We start from the raw sequence: 19,102 nt of genomic DNA on the forward strand, positions 1-19,102 counted from the left end.
TTCGCACCTTAGGCCTTTACTAAATTAGCAAAAAACTACAAAATTTGTGGCGTACGCTCTAGAATTTCGCTGGCTTCTTTTATATTTAAATTCATCTCCCTTTCCCCTTCTAGTAAAGTATCAAAAGTATATTTTCAAACAGTTAAAAAACTACATGCAATTTACATTATTATACATTAGTTTTTTTGTAAATATTAATCGTTCAGCTTTTTATATGATAAGCTTTTTCAAGCACACAACTATTTCTCCAGAAAAAAGGAATATGGGTAATAATACTTTTTTCTGGAGAATACAGAATCTTGAAAATGAAGTTAATACGTTAAACATCCTATGAAGTTTACTACTGTATCTCCACATAAACTCCAGATTGTACGGCTATAATGACTACCAGAGGTGATATTATGAAAAACTATCATATTCTCGTGGTAGAGGACGATCAAGAAATTCAGGAATTAATTAAACAATTTTTAATGACACAACAGTATACAGTGGTAGTTGCTTCAGATGGACTAGAGGGTATGACACAATTTAATAAGCAATCCTTTGATTTAGTTCTTCTAGATGTAATGATGCCCAATCTTAATGGATTTGAAGTTGCTAAAATGATTCGAAGTCAGTCAAACATACCAATTATTATGCTAACTGCGTTAGAAGAAGAGGAAGATCAAATGAAAGGGTTCGATCTTGGGATTGATGATTATATAACAAAACCCTTTTCGTTTCATGTTTTGATTAGACGAGTCGAAGCTGTACTTAGAAGAAGTTATGATAAAAATGTAAATAATCATTTGGTATTTAAAGAAGTGCGCATTGATGTTGATGCATATAGAGTATATGTAACTGATGTTGAAATTTTGTTAACGACAAAAGAGTTCGAAATTCTACAACTACTATTTCAAAATGAAAGAAAAGTACTTACAAGAGAAAGTATCGTAGAAAAAGTTTGGGGATACGATTATTTTGGAGAAACACGAATAATAGATACACATATTAAAAATCTACGTAAAAAACTAGCCATCCCCTATATTAAAACAATAAAGGGGATTGGTTATAAAATTGATGAATAGCATTGTAAAAATCATGAAGATGAAGCAAATTACTTATAAACTTTTTATGACTACATCTCTCATTTTGTTATCCTTTGCGGTGTTGATTTATTTAACTTTATATTTCTTTCTCCCTACGTTTTATGAGCAATACAAAACAGATCAACTTCAAACAGGGATAAAAGAAATAATTGATAAGTCCAAGGATCTTACGTTTCAAGATGCGATACCACTTTTTGATGAATACGCAAAAAAAAATAACGCGATGCTTTCGCTTCAAAATAAAGAAGGAATAATTATTTACTCGCCTTCATTTTCTTTTATTCAAAGTGGTAAACAAACAACAGTAGTTACTAAGGCAGCACGATTTGAGAATGCAGGTACCATTAGCAATTCATATAATGTTACGGAACCAATTCAATTCCAAGATGGTAGTTTAACGCTTGTAGTGTTCGCAACATTTCAACCGATTGATGAAGCTTCGCAAGTATTAGTGCGCTTTCTCCCCTATATTAGTATCATTGTGATTGTAATTGGTATAGGGAGTGCTTATTTCTATTCCAGGTTTATTACAAAGCCACTTATTTATATTAATGAGGGTGCACAAAAGATGGCAAATTTAGATTTCTCCGAAAAAATTGAGGTTCGTTCTACAGATGAGTTAGGAGAATTATCTAATAGTTTGAATGACATGTCTATTAACTTACAACAAGCTATGTTTGATTTAAAAAAAGCAAATGAACAATTAAAAAATGATATTGAAAAAGAAAGAGAAATAGAAACAAAACGCAGAGAGTTTTTTGCGATTGTAGCACATGAATTAAAGTCCCCTCTTACTGTAATGAAAGGATACTTAGAAGGGATGATATACAATATTGGCCCTTATCAAAATCGTGATCAATATTTAAAGAAAAATCATCAAATTATTGAAAGTATGGAACAACTAGTTCGTGAAATTTTAAGTATGTCAAAGTTAGAACAACACACTTTTAAACTAAAAATAGAAGAAGTTAATCTTTCAAAATTAATAGGTACAATCACAAAAGATCTTGAATTTTTCGCTTCTCAAAAAAGCATCCAAATAATAAAAGAAATTGACTCTGACCTTTCTGTTTATACAGATCGTGTTCTTTTTGAAAAAGCATGTAAAAATATTATCCATAATGCAGTTATGTATTCACCACATAATGAAAAAGTCTATATAAAGTTAAGTAAGGATTCTAAACAAGGTCAAATTAAAATGCAAATTATAAATACAGGTATCAATATTAAAGATGAAGATATACAACAAATTTTCAAACCATTTTATCGAATTGAAAAATCTAGGAATCGAAATACCGGAGGAAGTGGTTTAGGTCTATATATTGTTAAACAAATTCTTGAAAGACTAGATATAAAGTATTCTATAAAAAATATGGAACATAGTGTGCAATTTATCATGAGTATTCCATTATCTAAACACAAAAACAAACAAACTCTCCTTTAAATAGGACGAGTTTGTTTGTTTTTGTAGTAAGTATAAACTTATTAACAGGCTTTTCATTTAATGATATATGCTACTTCTTAAATTGCGATTGTCATAAGTAGTGACAAACTGTATCCAACTTAAATATTCACCTTCTACTATAACAGCAAAAAAACGAAATTCCGCTTGTATTTGAGATGCATTTCATCTATGCAACTGAAAAGGAAGATGAAAAATGGAGGCAAATATGCATTTTTCAGATTAATTTGGAATTCTTTTATGATAAGCTATATGTAAAGATTAAACATAAAACATAAAGGATGATTCGTATGCAAATAAGACCAAAGGTAAGTGAATATAACTCCTATTATGCAACGTATACCAAATTGGTATCAGACGGAAATATCATACATATTCTAGAACAACAAATGAAGGAAACGAATCTTTTAATAAAGAGAATTTCTGATAGTGAGGGACTTTTCCGATATGCTCCTACTAAATGGAGTATAAAAGAAGTAATCGGTCATATAGCAGATACAGAACGGATTATGGCATATCGATTGCTATCAATCGCTCGAGGCGAGACAGCAGAACTTCCAGGCTATAATGATGATATGTATGTTCTTAGAGCTGCTTTTGATAAGCAATCTATGCAAGATCTTCTTGAGAATTTAATAGTTGTTCGCCAATCTACCGTGTTTTTACTTAGAAGCTTAGATAAAGAAGCTTGGTCACAAAGAGGAAATGCGAATAATTCTGAAGTTACAGTTCGTGCATTAGCATACATCATTGCTGGTCATGAGCTTCATCATCTTCAAATTATAAAAGAACGCTATCTTAGTTCTGATGCATATCCAGTAAGTTAATACTTGAAGAAAATGAGTCGTATTTAAGTAGAGCTCTTTTTCAATATTTATCAAGGATTGGTGCTTAGAGTCATGACCAATTAAACGTCTTTATTTATAAAATTCACTACATAAGATGTAACCTATCCCCTTTTATTCTGTACATAATTTTCTTCATGCTGATATACTATAAACAATATAGTCCTGGAAAGGTGATGATGTTATGTATGAACAACAAAATAATAGGGATAGAGATCAAAAAATGATGTTTTCTATGCAAGGAGTTCCCACAAATAAAGTTAACATGAATCAATTACCTAAATGGATTAGAATCTTCGGCTATTGTGCGTTTGGCTGGATGATAGTATTTAGTTTAATTATGATAGTAGGTTTAATTCTTCAATAACTATGCAGATAAATATTTAAACGGGATAGCATTTAGATCATATATCTAGGTAATGTCCCGTGTTTATGTGTAATTACCCTATAATATAGGTAACTGATTATAACAAAAAGAACTTGTAGAATATCCTACAAGTTCTTTTTCAAATATTGTTAAAACGGGAATAACAAACTATTTTAACATTCAGTACGGGGAGACCATTTTGGTTATGGCTTGGTTTTATTATAAATCAAATATAAGCTTTTGAAAGTGATGGATTTCGAAAATTATGTGAATTGAAAAGCTACGATGTTTATATTAGATTTCGTTTACGACCAACTTCTTATTACTTAAATACACTGCACGATCTGATTTTCTAGCAACTTCCTGTGAATGCGTCACAACGATAATACATTTATTCTCTTTATGTGCAAGTTCTTGAAACAGTTCTATAATATCCATTGCCGTTTGTTCGTCGAGGTTTCCTGTCGGCTCATCTGCAATAAGTAAATCAACATTACAAGATAACGCTCGAGCAATTGCTACACGCTGTTGTTGCCCGCCACTTAGTTGCAAGACGTTACGTTTCGCTTCTACTTCTGTGAGTCCTACTTTCTCTAATAACTCTAATGCCCTTACCGTCTTATTTTTCACTTTAACACCTGTAATTTCCATCGCTGTTAAGACATTTTGAAGAGCGGTCATATAGGTAATTAAGTTATAAGATTGGAAAATTACAGATACATTTTGATTACGATATCGATCCAAACCAATTTTTCGAATATCTTTTCCATTGTACAGTACATAACCATTTTTAGGGACATCTAGTCCACAACCTAAGCTTAGAGTTGTGGTTTTGCCAGATCCGGATGGTCCTAAAATTGTATAGAAATGCCCTTTTTGAAAAGAAAAGTTAACATTGTCTAGTATTGCTACATTTTTCCCATTACTTTCATAATAATAATCCAAATTTTTAAATTGTAAAATCGTTTCCATATCGAGCCTCCTTATTCATCTTTTAAAAGAATTTGTTTTGGATTTAAACGCAGAATAGATAATGCCGGAAGAAGCGTTGCTATTATAGCAATAGCTAGTCCAATTCCACCCATTTTCCCTACCTCTTCTCCTGTTATACTTACATCAATTTTATCAATTGGATCTTCTTTTTGATTTTGTAATGTGCCACCAGGTCCAGCCATCATTACAGTACCATTTTGCGAGGTGTCTGTTTCTTCGCTTGCAGTAGCAATTTCACTCGAAAGTAAATGATCCCCGATATATTGAGAAACTTTAGCTCCAGTTGTTATGGATAATCCAAATGCTAAAATAGCGACACATACTACTTCTACTACAAACTGTGCCATTAGTTTCCACTTTTTCTCTCCAATAGATAAAAGAATCCCCATTTCCTTACGCCGTCCTTTAATTGATAGCATAATGATTAATCCTAAAATGATTGCACCTGCAATCGATACAATATAAATAATCATTTGAGAAGTCGAAGAGATATTTTCGATAGGACCAATCATTTGCTTGTACAATGAATCATGCGCATCTAATTTATAATAATTAAAATCAATATTAGATTTTTTTGCTTCTTTTTTAAATGCATCAATGTATTGTGGATCATTCAAGAAATACACGACTTGAACACTACTTATACCTTGGTCTACTTCTAATTTTTTCATAGTAGAATACGGCATATATAGTTTATTAGCTGGATCCATAATAGGAGGAGCCTGTTGACCCATTGCTTGCTCATTTGTTTCGTAAATACCGATAATTTCAACCTCAAGGGTTTCCTTCTTATCCCCTGATTGCACTTTAACTTTGTCTCCTACTTTCAAATTGTTTAATTCCGCTAATCGTTTTTCCATTAAAGCTACATTCTGATCTTTCATCAGTTCTGTAATTGGTTTTCCATCAATGATTTTACTTTTTCCGTTTTTAAAGCTTTCTCGTAATGCTATCTTGCGAACCCCTTCAATCATAAAAGAAGAATTCATATCTATTTCTGTACCGGAGCTTGAACTGCCTCGTACAGCCGCCATTCCCACTTTACCTTTTCCTTCATCTTCTCCTTCTGAAGCTCCTACTAGTTTAAGCCCCTCAGAAATTCCGAAAGTATTGCCTATGTAATTATAGTCTTTTACATATTTTGACTTCGCTAATTGATCTGCTTCTTTTGTGTTCAGCTTCGTTGGTTTAGGCATCTCTCCAGTTTCACGAGCTTGTTGGCCTAATTTGTCGAAATCAAGACCTAAAGTAACATCTGCACCCAGTTTTTTTCTTGCACCATCCGCTGCTTTTTTTGATGCATTTTGGATTGTAAACCCTGAAAGAACCAAATTTGTAACAATCAGAAAAACTGCCATCAAAATTAATGATGTTCCTATCCTTTTTTTCATACTGAGAATTGCACGTTTCATAAAATTCATTTTTTCTTACCTCCTTGATAACTCTTATTTTATATAGATTATCTAGAGTTTAAATGGAGTTAATCGGTAGTTTATCTATAGATATAAGGAGTTTATGTGTAGTTATTCATTTACCTGGTCAAGAAAAGCTAGAACACAAATTCAAAAACACAGTCGTTTTAGAATATTGGTAAGGAGTTAGTCAATTTAAGAGACTTATAGAAAAAAGCAGAGGTTAAGCTTAATTTAATGTATGTAACATGAAAAATTTATTGTATAATTTCTATACAATAAATATAGAGAAGCTATTTGTGAATATCTATATCTATATGGGAATTGTTAAGTTCCTCATAGATATTACAGCTTTTAATTAGAAAAGAATGTTAACTTGCTTCTTAAATTTTAGTATAAATTATTTATTGTAAGCTTTATAATATAATATACAAATTTATCACCTGTTTTTATAATTCAAGCACCTACTATTAGGAAAAGAGAATATTTCCTAATTAATTTAAAACATAAATTTTTTCTATGTTTTAAACAATATGTATTTTGGAGGAGGTTAATTTGATTTTTTCAAAACTCATTGATAGGTATGCCTTATATGGGGTATGGCAACCAAAAGCGAAATATGGGGCCATATGCAAATATATTCCAATTTATAAAGGGCATGTGAAGAAGTTTTTATTCGCCACATACCCTTTTTGTTAATTAGCTACTTGGTAAATTGGCATATCAAACTGTAAATCCGGTGGCTGTCTATTTGGATCAATTCCATATTTGCCAAACCGATTCACATGAGCTGTGATATATGGACTTAGTTCGCTTAATACTTCTTCGTCCAATTCATTTCCGTCTTGCCGATAAGCATGTAACACTTGTGTTAATGCAAATACATTGTAGAAGATTAAACAATTGGCTATTAAATGATTAAACTTAATCACTTTTCTTTGGTTTTCTCTATTATTTTCAGTAATGACTCCTTCTCCGCCAAAAAATAGCCATTTGGTAAACCCATTAAATGATTCACTCTTATTTGTAGCCGTTTGAATGGTACGTCTCAATTGTTCATCAGCTATGTACTTTAATAAAAACATGGTACGAATCACACGTCCTAATTCACGAAACGCTTGATATAATTTGTTTTTCTTACTATAGGTTCCTAACTTATTTAAGATAGTTGAAGGGGTAATTTTTCCTACTTCAATTGACATGGCTACTCGTAGCATATCTTTATAATGGATTTCAATTAAATCCCAATCAATTTCATCGGTAAAAATATCGTCAATATGCTTAAATCGACTTTCTTTATCTGGACGGAACATTTTTAAATCTTTCCAATTTCGAATTCGTGGCATTAACTCGATTCCCATTAAGGTAGATAATCCAAAAATGGTAGCACTTTGTCCTTGTGTATCAGAATGAATGACTTCTGGTTGAATCTCAGAATTGTTATTCATTAAGACATCTAGTATATAAAGTCCTTCCCATACACCACACGGTATAAAATGACTAAATAATGCAATGTAATTATCAGAAACATGATAATAGCCAATTCCCCCATATCCTCCATAACGGATATGCCTCTCAGATAACAAGTTTTGTTCATATAAGGCCCATATTGTTCCATCAGCAGATGCGCTTTTCCCGTCTCCCCAATACTTAGGTAGGCCGAATTTGTTATAGGAATTAATAATGAATTGGATTGCTTGATCTAGATTTTCTGTCGTAATGTGTCTTTGATTTACCCATGAAATTTGCCTTCGGTCCATATTTCCTAATGATCTTGCAGTTTGAACAGGCCCTAGATTACAACCATAGCAAAACACAGTAGTTAAATAGCGTTCAATCGGATCTTCTAATCGAGCCTCATGTTTTGAAATGGGTTTAAAAAATCGAGTCCAGTTTAACCAATGTTCTGTATCACCTAGCATATCTAAAACATTGATGGGAACTAGATTTTGAGCAATATATTTTTCTAAACTTTTTAATTTAGGAGAAGGTTTTCTTTTCTTTGACTTTCCAATAACAATTTCACCATTCTCAATACGCACTTGTTTATTGTATGGAAAAGAAGCATCTGTTTTCTTTGCTATTTTCATAAACCTTTTCCGTAATTGTTTTACATATTCTTTACCTGTAGAGGGGAGATTGTTTTTATGACAAAAATCCAATAATTTTTGTTCATATTCATTCCAAGTGATAAGTTGTTGTCGATAATCAGCGTATTTTTCACTTCCCTCAATGTAAATATCTCCAGATTTTAAACCCCACATAATTTGGGTAAATACACAAGCTTCAAAGTGACGGCGATTCACTTCTTCTGGATAACACCCAGATTTTCGATTTGGAGCTATCCATCTCCACCATGCATCAGGAATCCACGATAAATCGAGTAGAGGTTTTATTTCCTTTTTCCAGTATCCCTTTTTTTCAATACTTACGATAGAAAGAGACTCTTTTCGGGAATTTTGATGAGTTTTTAAAAACGCAATCGCATCTTCTAATCCTTGATCTTGGTTTGTAGAGCGTAGGGAAACCGTGTTTAAAATTTTAAACAACGTAGAACGACTACTTTTATAATAATCCCAGACAAAGACAAAGTAGTTATCACCACTATAAGCAAGATGTGATTCGCAATCATGTAATATCTCCTCATGTCGGTTTCCTACTACTTGTTCAATCGCTTCCATTTTATCTTGAGATTCATTTCCTGAACGATAAGCAAGAATGACATCATGAAGAGTTGTAATTAACAAATCGGTCCGTTTTTGGTTCTTCATTTGATAGTGTTGTAACTGATCACGACTTTTATTACGGGCGGACATCATTCTCTTAACCATCATTTCTCCAATATTATCTAAAACATGGGCGAGTTGAGATTGGATAAAAGAGAGAGCAAGTGCATATCGTTTTTTAGGTTCCATTTTTTTCATTCGTGCTGCATCGAGCGTTTTGGCTTCCGAGGCCATTTGTCGTACTTTAACAGAAGGAATACTCTTCAGTATAGTAGTATTTACTTTTTGATCCATTAACCATTCCATTTGTGCTACTAATTCCCTGAAATGCTTTATAGTAGGACTTTTGGCATCTTGCTTGAGATGATGCCAGGGAGTATACACCGTACCATCATTCGTTTGAAAGAGAGAATCAATCTTATTTTTATCGTTTTCATGTATCGATTGATATATTTGTTCATACACCACATGGTACGATTGAGATCGCAACCTCTTAGCTGTCTCATTTAAAGTAGAAAAAGTAGGTAATTCAAAACGCTGACGAATTAATTCATCTATTGCAGCATTAATGAAATCGGCTGAGTCGTCTTTTGTTGATGATACTTGATTCATTGTATCAGTCATAATTTTTCTAGCTTGGTCATTGAAGAAATGAATGTTTTTATATTCTCTAATCAAGGCATGGTGACGTTTTTGAGTACCTGAGTTATGATATTTCTGTAAATCATTTCGTGATACAAGAGTAAGATTCATTTTTTGAGCAATATGTATGACAATGTCTTCAGGTATTTCTGTTACAGGAAGAAAATATCCTAATCGTTGAAATGTTTTTAGTAAAACGAATAATCCTAATTTAGCTACATCTCCTTTTACATGTGGCTTCATCCAATGAATTTCTTCAATTGTAGGAGAATATAGCTCTTGTAATTCTTTTTGGGATGGATTACTTTTCAGTCGAGGATAAGCTGTATCTTCAATACTAGGCATAAAAAAACTCCTTATATGAATTTAACTACTAATACAATCTTTTATTAGTCCATGTTTCGATAAAGGGTCATTCTAGATACACCGGCTTTTTCGGCAGCCTCTGTGATACTTGTTCCTTGTTCTATTAAATAAAATGCATAACTTAATTTTTCTTTGTCTACAGATGGTCTACCAGGATATTTGCCTCTTTTTTTTGCTGCCAGAATCCCTTCTTTTGTTCGCTCTGAAGTTAAATCTCGTTCAAATTGAGAAATACCAGCAAAAACAGTAAACAGCATTTTTCCATGTGCAGTTGTTGTATCAAGCCAGGACTCTTTTAAGCTTTTTAAATTCGCTTCTTTTCGAGAAATGATCTCGGCAATCTCAATTAAATCCTTTGTAGAACGTGAAAGTCGAGTCAGGTCTGTTACTACTACTGTATCTCCATTACGCAGAAACTCTAACATTCTATTTAGCTCCAGACGATCTCGTTTGGTTCCTGTTACTTTTTCAAAAAACATACGCTCGCACCCAGCGTCTATTAGTTGCTGTTCCTGGCGGTCTAAATTTTGATCAATGGTAGATACCCGCATATATCCAAACTTCATATAATTCCTCCTTTTCTGTTATATTGTATCAAAAACGATATGAAATAGGTATTGTTACAAAATAATTTTGTTACATATTTTTGTGACAGCGAGATTGCTAGTTCACTTGACTTCAGTTCTTGATCCCCACCCCTGTCACAAAAATGGTCGTTTTTGTGACAACGGGAATTTTCATTATCGGGTTTTCTTTAGAAAAAATAAAAAAGAATCCACTATATTTGTAGATTCTTTTGAACTACCAATCAAGAGTTTAATTGGAATATATTTGCATATGGCCCCATATTTCGCTTTTGGTTGTCATACCCCTAGATGATTTTGATTTTTCACCATTATCGGTTGCAATAGTATTTGATTTTAATTCAAATTGAAGCTCATATGTATTTCCAGTTAACTCTTTTGCTATATGCGAAATTAAATCTTTATAAGACTTTTCAACCCACTCTTGTTGGAATTCGTTTTTAAAATAAATAGTCAATGAATTTTCATGTATACTGGCTGTCGTTTCTTTGATCCATGTTTCATATGAAGGTCTTGAAATTGTTACTTGTATTTTATCTTTTATTTGATTCCAAATTATTTTTGATTCCTCTTGTCCGGAAGTGAGTTGCTTATTTTGCATATGATGAGTTTGTGATATTGAAGCGGCGTTTGATCCTATTTCAAACCAAATTTGATATTCTTCATTAGTAATTTTCTGTACGGTATTTGAAATTATATTTTTATACTCACCTTCAAGCAAATCATGATGAAAAGCATCTTTACAAAAGATTATTAACTTATTCTCATCTATAATAGCATTTGTATTTCTAATCCATGTCATAAATGTTTTCTCAGCTACTTTTGGCCTTAATGCCTTCTTTACTTCATCCCAGCTATTAAGCCTTTCTTTTTGAACATCTTTCAATTTAGATGGTTCGCCATTACATAAATCAAACTGAATTTCAAACGTCGTATTAAACATTTCTCTTAATGTATGAAATACTAATTCTTTGTAATGAGATTCTAACCAGTCACGTGCAAATTCATTCGGACAATAAATCGTTAATATATCATCCTCTAAATAAACAGTAGTATTAGAAAACCAAGTTTCATATGATGGTTTTGAAATTTGCGGTCGAATTTTTTCCTTTACTTCAGTCCAATTCATTTTCATAATAACTCCCCTCTTTTTGTGGTTCTCTTTCATATAGCTTAATAATATTACGCCTTTCCAATATAAATAAAGTCAATCCGTATCGTTAATAAAATTCAAGCAGCCCTATTATAACAGGGCTGCTTCTTTATACAACTACATTTCCTTCTCAAATAATTTCCCTTGTTTGAAATAGCTCCGGAGTGTAGATCGATTAACTAAAAATACACCAACCAAAATAAAACAAGCACCTATCCCCATTGTAGGGTTTAAAGGTTCTCCTAATATGATATATCCTACAATAATAGCAATTAACGGTGATACATATAACCACGTTGACGGGAATACAGGATTTGTTTTTGATAAGAGCCAATAATATAATCCGTGCCCACCAATTGATCCGATAAAGATAAGATATAAAATAGGCCACTGTACACTCCATGAAGCTAATACAGATACATTCGGTTGTTCTACTATGACGGATACGATTAGTAATAAAACCCCTCCGTAAAACATTTGAATACCATTAATGAGAAATGGTGATACACTTTGTAAATCCGAAAGTATTTCTTTTGAGCGAATAGAGCCTATTCCGTAAAATAACTCTCCTATTATTAAAACAAAACAAGCGATACTCCATATGAGACTTACTTCTTGGTGCGTTCCTGGTAAAGAAACAAAAACAACACCTATTAGTGCGATAATTAATGCTACGAGTTGCTCCTTTTGCAATTTTGTCTTATTTCTCTTTGCTTGTAATAACAAAATCATCATCGGCCCCGTAGCAGAAAGTACAGCAGCTAACCCTGAAGAAATATATTGTTCCGCCCAGTACAAAGTTGCGAATGTCATAAATGTTAAGCAAAAACCAGCATATATAATACGTTTTGAAAATACATGTGGCATAATTTCTTTTCGCTTTAACTTAAATATAATCATCAGAATTACGCCTGCTAACAAGAAACGAATTCCTGCTGAAAGTAATGGTGGCGCTCCTGCTTCAATACCGATTTTTATCGTTAAAAATGTTGTTCCGAAAATAATACATACTAAAATATAATTGAAAATGACCATTTTTCTTCCTCCTTTTTACTCTTAACATGAGTATAGAAGGTATGGTGTATAACAGTGTATCTATGTATATAACAGTTACTTAAAATTGTAGTTGATTCTCTTTATATTTTTCGCTTTAATAAAATAAAAACGAAAAAGGTGAAAGCATGAAGATTGTCCTTCGTAAAGAATCCAACATACCGTATTACCAACAAATATATATGCAAATCGTTGAAAGAGTACAAAGTGGCATGTTTGCGCATGGTGACTCCCTTCCATCTTTACGCTCTATGGCCGAAGATTTGCAGATTAGCCTATTAACTGTTCGTAAGGCATATAAGCAATTAGAAAAAAAAGAATATATACGCATTGAGCAAGGAAAAGGTGCTTATATACATAAAAAAATAAAGAAAGATTTCAAACCAATTCCGTACAAATGGCAACAAACGAAAACGATTAATGTTATGCGATCTCAATATGCAATGAATCAGCACCGAAAATATTACGATTTTTCACAAGCGATTTTATATCCTCGTTTATTGCCAAATCCATTCTTAGCAGATGAAATGCATAAAATACTTCATAAAGACCAGATGATCCTAGCAACTTATGGGCCAGTACAGGGTGATTATGAACTGCGAGTTGAAATAGCAAATTACTTAAGTGAACACCAAAATTTAGTGACCGATCCATCTCAATTATTAATTACAAGCGGAGCACAACAAGGAATTGATTTAATTGCTCAAACATTATTAAAACCTGGTGATATTGTATTAGTGGAAAGTCCTTGTTACAGTGCTGCACTTGATATTTTCATCAATAAAGGTGCTAAAATTATACCAGTTTCTCTTGATAATCATGGAGTTCGCTCCGACTTAATCGATGATATTTGTCAAAGTAAAAATCCCGTATTATTGTATACGAATCCAACTTTCCAGAACCCGACAGGTACAGTAATGAGTAATGAACGGAGAATGGAACTTATAGAACTAGCAGAGCTATATGAGTTTTTTATAATTGAAGATGATTCTTTCGGAGAAATATATTTTGAGGGTGCTACTATTTCCTCTCCTATCAAAAACTTTGATACGAATGGTCATGTAATATATATAAAAGGATTTAGTAAAACGTTAGCACCAGGATTGCGTATCGCATCTCTTATTGCCGATGGGCCTATTTTTGAATGGTTATATGCTGTAAAAGGTTCAATGGATATCGGTAGTCCTTTATTAACGCAAAAAGCACTCCTTCCTTTTTTACGTGCAGAACGTATGAAAAACCATTTAGAAAAATTACGTACGGCTTTACAAATTAGACGTGATATAACTATTGATATGTTATCACCACTTAAAGAATTACGATTTGAAATACCAAATGGTGGCTTTAATTTATGGATTACACTTCCGGATTCCATAGATCCCTTTACCTTATTACAAAAAGCAAATGAAGTAGATGTCTCTTTTTTACCAGGAACAGCTTGTCTATTAAATACCGATATAAATAATAACAAATTACGGATTAGCTATTCAATGTTAAATGAAAAAGATATGTTGATTGGTTTAGAGAAATTACATGATACAATACGAAACTGTATATTATAGAGATAACATTACATGTCTAATAAGAAATACTATCCAAAATGAAAATGTGACTTTTTGGATAGTATTTCTTTCTGCGTTTTTTGTAGTTCAACTTCACTTTCTCTACAAGCCACTATCTTCATTATCCTCCGACTTTCATTACAATTTTACCTCTAACATGTTGACCTTCACTCAAAATATGAGCTTCTCTAACCCCCTCTTCATTAAACGGCACAACTTTACTTATAATTGGTTTTATTTTTCCATGTACAATTAATTTTGATAATGCTTCTAATTGCTTTCCGTTTGGTTTTAGCCATAAAAAACCTGATTTTATCCCTTTTATTTTTTGAATTGGCTCATGAACAATCGAAACTAACACACCACCAGATTTTATAATTTGAAAGCTTTTCTCTTGTACTTCGCCACCTATTGTATCTAATACAATATCGAAATCTGATAGTAATTCTTCAAATTTATCTTTTTTATAATCAATAACGAGATCTGCTCCTAAAGACTTTAAAAACTCTTCATTCTTACTACTTGCAGTTGTCGCAACAAAAGCTCCAAATGATTTTGCGATTTGGATTGCCAAACTTCCAACTCCACCAGCTCCAGCATGAATGAGTACTCGGTCATGTTCTTTTATTTTTGCGTAATCTACAAGACTTTGCCACGCTGTAAGTCCTGCAAGAGTAATAGAAGCTGCCTCTTAGTAGGCATATAAGATACTAAATCCGAGTTTACTGTAATGAATTCAGCATAAGAGCCCTTCCCTATATTTTCAGGTTTCGTAAATACTTTATCTCCTACTTTGAAGTACTCTACCTCTTCCCCAACTTCTTCAATAACCCCAGCTACATCCAACCCTAAAATAATTGGAAATGAAAATCGCAACTGTTCTTGTAAGTCTCCTTTTCTTATTTTCCAATCAACAGGATTAACAGATGTCGCGAGAATACGTATCAATACCTCGTTACCTTTAACAATTGGTTTTAAAACTTCTCTTTCTTTTAATTCTTCAACATTACTATATTGATCTATAACAATTGCTTTCATTTCCATTCCTCCTTGCTATTTATTTTAATAACATACAAATATTTCTCAAATTTTTTTGCCTTGAATGGCTATATACTTATTTTTAGAGGTTATTGCACTATTAATTCCAAAACGAAACTTACATACACCTTAGAATCACTCAACATTGTATTTTTAATGAAATTCAAAAGAAATGGGGAGAACTCTATGACTGAAAAGATATTTAAAATAAACGGTGTTGATATATGTACAGAAAGCTTTGGGAACCTTAAAAACCCAGCTATTTTATTAATTATGGGTGCTACGTGTTCAATGGTTTATTGGGATGAAGAGTTTTGTGAACAGTTGGCTAGCACGGGGAAATTTGTTATTCGTTTTGATAACCGTGATGTGGGATGCTCTGTTACATATGAGCCTGGAACTTCCAATTATACAGTTACAAATATGGCTGAAGATGCAATTGGGGTACTCGATGCTTATCATATTGATAAAGCACATCTATTTGGTATGTCATTAGGTGGTATGATCGCTCAAATTGCTGCTGTAAAACATCCCGAAAGAATTTTAACTTTAACATTACTGGCTACAAGTGTGATAGGCTCTGACGATAACACGCGCGATTTACCTCCGATGGACGAAAGAATTTTAACACATCACGCAAATGGCACGCATTTAGATTGGACAAATGAAAATGTTGTAGCAGAATATTTAGTTTCCGGATCTCGCCTATTATGTGGATCCAAACGAACATTTGATGAAAAAAGAGTCTATAATCAAGTAAAACAAGAAATAGAACGCGCAAACAATCTATTAAGTATGTTTAATCACGCTTTACTTCAAGGTGATGATGCTTATGAAGGTGTGCTTCACTCCATACAAGCACCTACATTAGTTATTCACGGAACAGACGATACTGCACTCCCTTTTGAACATGGTCTCGCACTTATTGATGAAATTCCTAAATCAGTCCTACTAACCCTTGAAGGCGCAGGACATGAAAATCATTCTGATGACTGGGCAGACATCATTCATGCAGTTACTGAACATACATCTAAAATATAGATAAATAACGAATAGAAGGGGCACACCATAATTTGTGCCCCTTCTATTCGTTATATGTAAAAAAGCCCATCACTGTATCCGTATGTATAGTGATGGGCAATACTTATTTTTTTCTATGTTTAAAAAAACGGACAATCTAATTGATCAACAGATTCCCATGATTTTTTTTTTATATTATCGGTGGATTTATTAGCTTCTAGTGGCACATTTTTAAATGGATTTACTTCGACCTTTAATAAAGATGATGGCTCCGCGTATAATGAGAAAACATGGCTACTTGGTATAGCTTTTGACACATCAATATCTCCTACTTGTTTAAAGAGTTGCTGCGCTGCAAAGAAAAAGAAATTGGTTGGGTTTGATTGTTTATTCAGCCATGCAATCATTTCAGGTGATACTGATTTATGAATATTGATTTTTACTCGATCACCACGTTTATATCGCCTAGATCGCATACTTCCACCAACTAACTTATCGTTAAGTTTGTAAATCCTAACTCTTTTTGCTTATGCTCTCTATATTTTGGCGAACAAGTGTAGACTAATAATCCACGTGCATTTGTAAATAACGGATTATCTACAAAGATTACATTTGTTAGTCGTCCTTTTTGTTTTAAAATCATTTTTAAACTGTTTTTAATAATTACTGCGCCCCCGCCATAAATAAATACGTATGGATCGTCTTTCATGTCATCAATTTTGTTTATGATATCCGTTGCGACACGCGCTGCTAAACCTAATAATGCTGGTTGTGATTCTTCAACTAGTAACGCATTTCTTGGGTGCTTTTCATGTAAATAAATTTGGTTAAACTCTGTAATACTATCAATCGTCTTTGTTGGATACTTCCGGTTCCATCTTGTAATAATTTGTAGTAACGTTTCTTTCACACCGTATGATAAGCCCTTACTTAATTGTGGTCTAAAGTTCACACCTAGTGAAACTACTTCTTCTGTCGTCCCTGCACCAATATCAAAAGACAATAAAGTTTTATCAACAAAATCAATTTCTGAAACTTGATTTTGTTCACATTCTATTTTATGTTTCACAACATTTCCTTCTTCATCATATACAATGCCCCACGTACCAGAAGCGCCCTCAGGTAGGCATTTACAATATTCGATTGAAATATTAATTGTCACATCACGTCCGTTAGGATAATGGAACACAACCTTATGATTGCCCATATAACGTTTCGCATTTTCCGCAGCTATTTCTTGTGTAATAAGTTGCATAGGAAGAGCCACAGATAAATCATAACGAATATTAATATGACCAGAAGTTGGACTTTGACGCATAGCACTTACCGCTAAACCAGATAGAATTGTAATAACCATTAACTCATCAGTTGACTTATTTGATTTCTTCTCAACTTCAGTACCTTTTAATTGATCTTGAATGACTTTTTCCCCAACGATATACCGCACGTTATTTAACATTAGTGATGGAGAACTAATGGTCACGTCAATGTGATTTTCTAATTCAGATAATGAAACATCACTCTCATCTAACAATCCTGTAGGCTCTCCTATATATAAAGAATATATACTCGGAATAAAAATAGGGTCTTGCCCTTTCACCATTAACTTCAAACCGTTATTTCCTGCATCAGCACCAGCTTTTAATAGAATAGACATAACTACCCCCTAAATTAATCTGACATCCCTTCCAAATATATGCGAGCCCATTCTTTTACATTCAAATGTAATGTAATTTTTTATTAATCATAAAAACAAAATATCATGTTCTTGCACCATTTATGTAAAAAGTATTTGACATAAAACTTTTCCAATTTTATACTATGGATGTAAAGAGTTTTTTACAACTATGGAGGTGTTATTTCTAATATGAATCGCAAAAATTTCATTTTACTAACAATCGTTTTATCGTTACTTGGAGTACTTATACATGGAGTCTATAAATACATCTCTGAAGGTGCGATTTTAGGTGGAACAATCTTCGCAAGTGCAATAATAATTAGCTACCTCATCAATCATATTACGTGGGGAGATCCAAACGGAGTATCAGAAGAAAGCAAAGATGAAATGGGACAACAAATTAAATATAAAAGCTTTAAAATTTCTTATTTTGCACTTATATGCCTTATGTTTTTTATTTTACTATTATCAGAAGGATTTGCATTCCTATTACTCGATGAAATAAAGAATCTTCCTCTTTTTATCGCACTTTGTTCTTCATTCTTTATTTATCCTATCGTCGAACTTATAGTCGCAAAACAATATAAATAAAAAAATGAGATTTTGTAAAGTGATAATAATGTTATTTAATCCTGATTAAAAAATATAAGAGCCTCGCTACAATATGATTTATCAAGACCTAAATTGAAAAAAGTTAGATAAATTAAAGGACATAACATATTTTATATGACTAATATGTTATGTCCTTTCTTCTTAAACTAACGCACCCTTTAGTTCAATAACAAAAAATAATTATTATTGGTTAACAATTCACACCCCATATTCTTTGAACATTCACTAATTCCATTTCTTTGAATTCAATTCTGTAAATATCAGGTTTTGATGTACTATGTAAAAAATTCAAGTCATAAGCGCTATCGAAATAACCCATCATCAAGGTCATAACAGCCCCGTGAGTACCTATCACTACTTTTTTATCTCCAAAAGTATCTAAAATAGTTCTTTTAAGACTTTTATAGCTCTTCTTTGACAACCTGCATTTGATTCTCCTCCCTTTAGGGGTGATAAACCTAGATGTGAATTCATTCATCTGCCATTGTAACGATACTCTGT

General features: G+C 32.6%; 14 protein-coding genes and 3 pseudogenes. 7 read left to right on the plus strand and 10 right to left on the minus strand.

Features of this window, described 5'->3' with window-relative positions:
• Positions 1-401 precede the first annotated feature (401 nt).
• The 4 genes from QCI41_RS03585 to QCI41_RS03600 all read left to right on the plus strand — a co-directional run bounded on the left by QCI41_RS03585 (position 402) and on the right by QCI41_RS03600 (position 3,762).
• Positions 402-1,067 carry a response regulator transcription factor gene (locus QCI41_RS03585; RefSeq protein WP_353838305.1) on the plus strand — a complete coding sequence of 222 codons (666 nt, stop codon included), beginning with the start codon at positions 402-404 and terminating at the stop codon, positions 1,065-1,067.
• Positions 1,060-2,532, plus strand: a complete 1,473-nt coding sequence (locus QCI41_RS03590) for a sensor histidine kinase (protein WP_353838876.1) — start codon at positions 1,060-1,062, stop codon at positions 2,530-2,532. The genes QCI41_RS03585 and QCI41_RS03590 overlap by 8 nt, the downstream gene beginning before the upstream one ends.
• Before the next feature lie 308 nt (positions 2,533-2,840).
• Positions 2,841-3,377 carry a DinB family protein gene (locus QCI41_RS03595; RefSeq protein ID WP_353838303.1) on the plus strand — a complete coding sequence of 179 codons (537 nt, stop codon included), beginning with the start codon at positions 2,841-2,843 and terminating at the stop codon, positions 3,375-3,377.
• 202 nt (positions 3,378-3,579) lie between these two features.
• Positions 3,580-3,762: a hypothetical protein gene (locus tag QCI41_RS03600; protein WP_002172101.1), complete on the plus strand. Its 183-nt coding sequence runs from the start codon at positions 3,580-3,582 to the stop codon at positions 3,760-3,762.
• 294 nt (positions 3,763-4,056) lie between these two features.
• Here the strand turns inward: QCI41_RS03600 and QCI41_RS03605 are convergent, their stop codons facing one another.
• From QCI41_RS03605 to QCI41_RS03630, 6 genes and pseudogenes are all read right to left on the minus strand, one after another.
• Positions 4,057-4,734 (minus strand): ABC transporter ATP-binding protein, encoded by a 678-nt coding sequence (locus tag QCI41_RS03605; RefSeq protein ID WP_283886194.1) that lies wholly within the window; start codon positions 4,732-4,734, stop codon positions 4,057-4,059.
• An 11-nt stretch (positions 4,735-4,745) separates the two neighbouring features.
• Positions 4,746-6,176: an ABC transporter permease gene (locus QCI41_RS03610; RefSeq protein ID WP_353838302.1), complete on the minus strand. Its 1,431-nt coding sequence runs from the start codon at positions 6,174-6,176 to the stop codon at positions 4,746-4,748.
• Between the two features lie 686 nt (positions 6,177-6,862).
• Positions 6,863-9,880, minus strand: a complete 3,018-nt coding sequence (locus QCI41_RS03615; protein ID WP_353838033.1) for a Tn3 family transposase — start codon at positions 9,878-9,880, stop codon at positions 6,863-6,865.
• 44 nt (positions 9,881-9,924) lie between these two features.
• The gene (locus tag QCI41_RS03620) at positions 9,925-10,467 is read right to left on the minus strand and encodes a recombinase family protein (protein WP_353838034.1); all 543 of its coding nucleotides are present in this window, start codon (positions 10,465-10,467) and stop codon (positions 9,925-9,927) included.
• Between the two features lie 316 nt (positions 10,468-10,783).
• A pseudogene (locus QCI41_RS03625) lies at positions 10,784-11,620 on the minus strand (DnaA N-terminal domain-containing protein); the annotation flags it as partial.
• A 135-nt stretch (positions 11,621-11,755) separates the two neighbouring features.
• On the minus strand, positions 11,756-12,673 hold the full coding sequence (locus QCI41_RS03630) for a DMT family transporter (RefSeq protein ID WP_353838301.1): 918 nt from the start codon (positions 12,671-12,673) through the stop codon (positions 11,756-11,758).
• Positions 12,674-12,819: 146 nt separating this feature from the next.
• On the opposite strand from QCI41_RS03630, the gene pdxR reads away from it, so the two are divergent.
• A complete protein-coding gene (pdxR, locus tag QCI41_RS03635) occupies positions 12,820-14,253 on the plus strand; it encodes a MocR-like pyridoxine biosynthesis transcription factor PdxR (RefSeq protein WP_353838300.1) in 1,434 nt (477 codons plus the stop codon).
• 121 nt (positions 14,254-14,374) lie between these two features.
• Here pdxR and QCI41_RS03640 read toward each other — a convergent pair.
• A pseudogene (locus tag QCI41_RS03640) lies at positions 14,375-15,291 on the minus strand (NADP-dependent oxidoreductase).
• Between the two features lie 186 nt (positions 15,292-15,477).
• Here QCI41_RS03640 and mleBCA point away from each other — a divergent pair.
• Positions 15,478-16,332, plus strand: a complete 855-nt coding sequence (gene mleBCA, locus QCI41_RS03645; protein WP_353838299.1) for a BCA family alpha/beta fold macrolide esterase — start codon at positions 15,478-15,480, stop codon at positions 16,330-16,332.
• A gap of 119 nt (positions 16,333-16,451) precedes the next feature.
• Here mleBCA and QCI41_RS03650 read toward each other — a convergent pair whose 3' ends face one another.
• Positions 16,452-16,787, minus strand: coding sequence for a hypothetical protein (locus QCI41_RS03650; RefSeq protein WP_353838298.1), 336 nt, complete (start codon positions 16,785-16,787; stop codon positions 16,452-16,454).
• An 11-nt stretch (positions 16,788-16,798) separates the two neighbouring features.
• On the minus strand, positions 16,799-17,968 hold the full coding sequence (locus tag QCI41_RS03655; RefSeq protein WP_000025616.1) for a ParM/StbA family protein: 1,170 nt from the start codon (positions 17,966-17,968) through the stop codon (positions 16,799-16,801).
• 210 nt (positions 17,969-18,178) lie between these two features.
• On the opposite strand from QCI41_RS03655, the gene QCI41_RS03660 reads away from it, so the two are divergent.
• The gene (locus QCI41_RS03660; protein WP_353838296.1) at positions 18,179-18,580 is read left to right on the plus strand and encodes a hypothetical protein; all 402 of its coding nucleotides are present in this window, start codon (positions 18,179-18,181) and stop codon (positions 18,578-18,580) included.
• A gap of 211 nt (positions 18,581-18,791) precedes the next feature.
• Here the strand turns inward: QCI41_RS03660 and QCI41_RS03665 are convergent.
• Positions 18,792-19,048: pseudogene (locus QCI41_RS03665) on the minus strand (histidine phosphatase family protein); the annotation flags it as partial.
• Positions 19,049-19,102: the final 54 nt, after the last annotated feature.

Origin of the sequence: Bacillus cereus group sp. MG4, assembly GCF_040460055.1 — a bacterium.
Lineage (GTDB): Bacteria > Bacillota > Bacilli > Bacillales > Bacillaceae_G > Bacillus_A > Bacillus_A wiedmannii.

What these genes read in the sequence shown, in the direction of transcription:
- QCI41_RS03585 (WP_353838305.1), top strand. Translation starts at nt 402, where the DNA reads ATGAAAAACTATCATATTCTCGTGGTAGAGGACGATCAAGAAATTCAG.
- QCI41_RS03590 (WP_353838876.1), top strand. Translation starts at nt 1,060, where the DNA reads ATGAATAGCATTGTAAAAATCATGAAGATGAAGCAAATTACTTATAAA.
- QCI41_RS03595 (WP_353838303.1), top strand. Translation starts at nt 2,841, where the DNA reads ATGCAAATAAGACCAAAGGTAAGTGAATATAACTCCTATTATGCAACG.
- QCI41_RS03600 (WP_002172101.1), top strand. Translation starts at nt 3,580, where the DNA reads ATGTATGAACAACAAAATAATAGGGATAGAGATCAAAAAATGATGTTT.
- QCI41_RS03605 (WP_283886194.1), bottom strand. Translation starts at nt 4,734, where the DNA reads ATGGAAACGATTTTACAATTTAAAAATTTGGATTATTATTATGAAAGT.
- QCI41_RS03610 (WP_353838302.1), bottom strand. Translation starts at nt 6,176, where the DNA reads ATGAATTTTATGAAACGTGCAATTCTCAGTATGAAAAAAAGGATAGGA.
- QCI41_RS03615 (WP_353838033.1), bottom strand. Translation starts at nt 9,880, where the DNA reads ATGCCTAGTATTGAAGATACAGCTTATCCTCGACTGAAAAGTAATCCA.
- QCI41_RS03620 (WP_353838034.1), bottom strand. Translation starts at nt 10,467, where the DNA reads ATGAAGTTTGGATATATGCGGGTATCTACCATTGATCAAAATTTAGAC.
- QCI41_RS03630 (WP_353838301.1), bottom strand. Translation starts at nt 12,673, where the DNA reads ATGGTCATTTTCAATTATATTTTAGTATGTATTATTTTCGGAACAACA.
- pdxR (WP_353838300.1), top strand. Translation starts at nt 12,820, where the DNA reads ATGAAGATTGTCCTTCGTAAAGAATCCAACATACCGTATTACCAACAA.
- mleBCA (WP_353838299.1), top strand. Translation starts at nt 15,478, where the DNA reads ATGACTGAAAAGATATTTAAAATAAACGGTGTTGATATATGTACAGAA.
- QCI41_RS03650 (WP_353838298.1), bottom strand. Translation starts at nt 16,787, where the DNA reads ATGCGATCTAGGCGATATAAACGTGGTGATCGAGTAAAAATCAATATT.
- QCI41_RS03655 (WP_000025616.1), bottom strand. Translation starts at nt 17,968, where the DNA reads ATGTCTATTCTATTAAAAGCTGGTGCTGATGCAGGAAATAACGGTTTG.
- QCI41_RS03660 (WP_353838296.1), top strand. Translation starts at nt 18,179, where the DNA reads ATGAATCGCAAAAATTTCATTTTACTAACAATCGTTTTATCGTTACTT.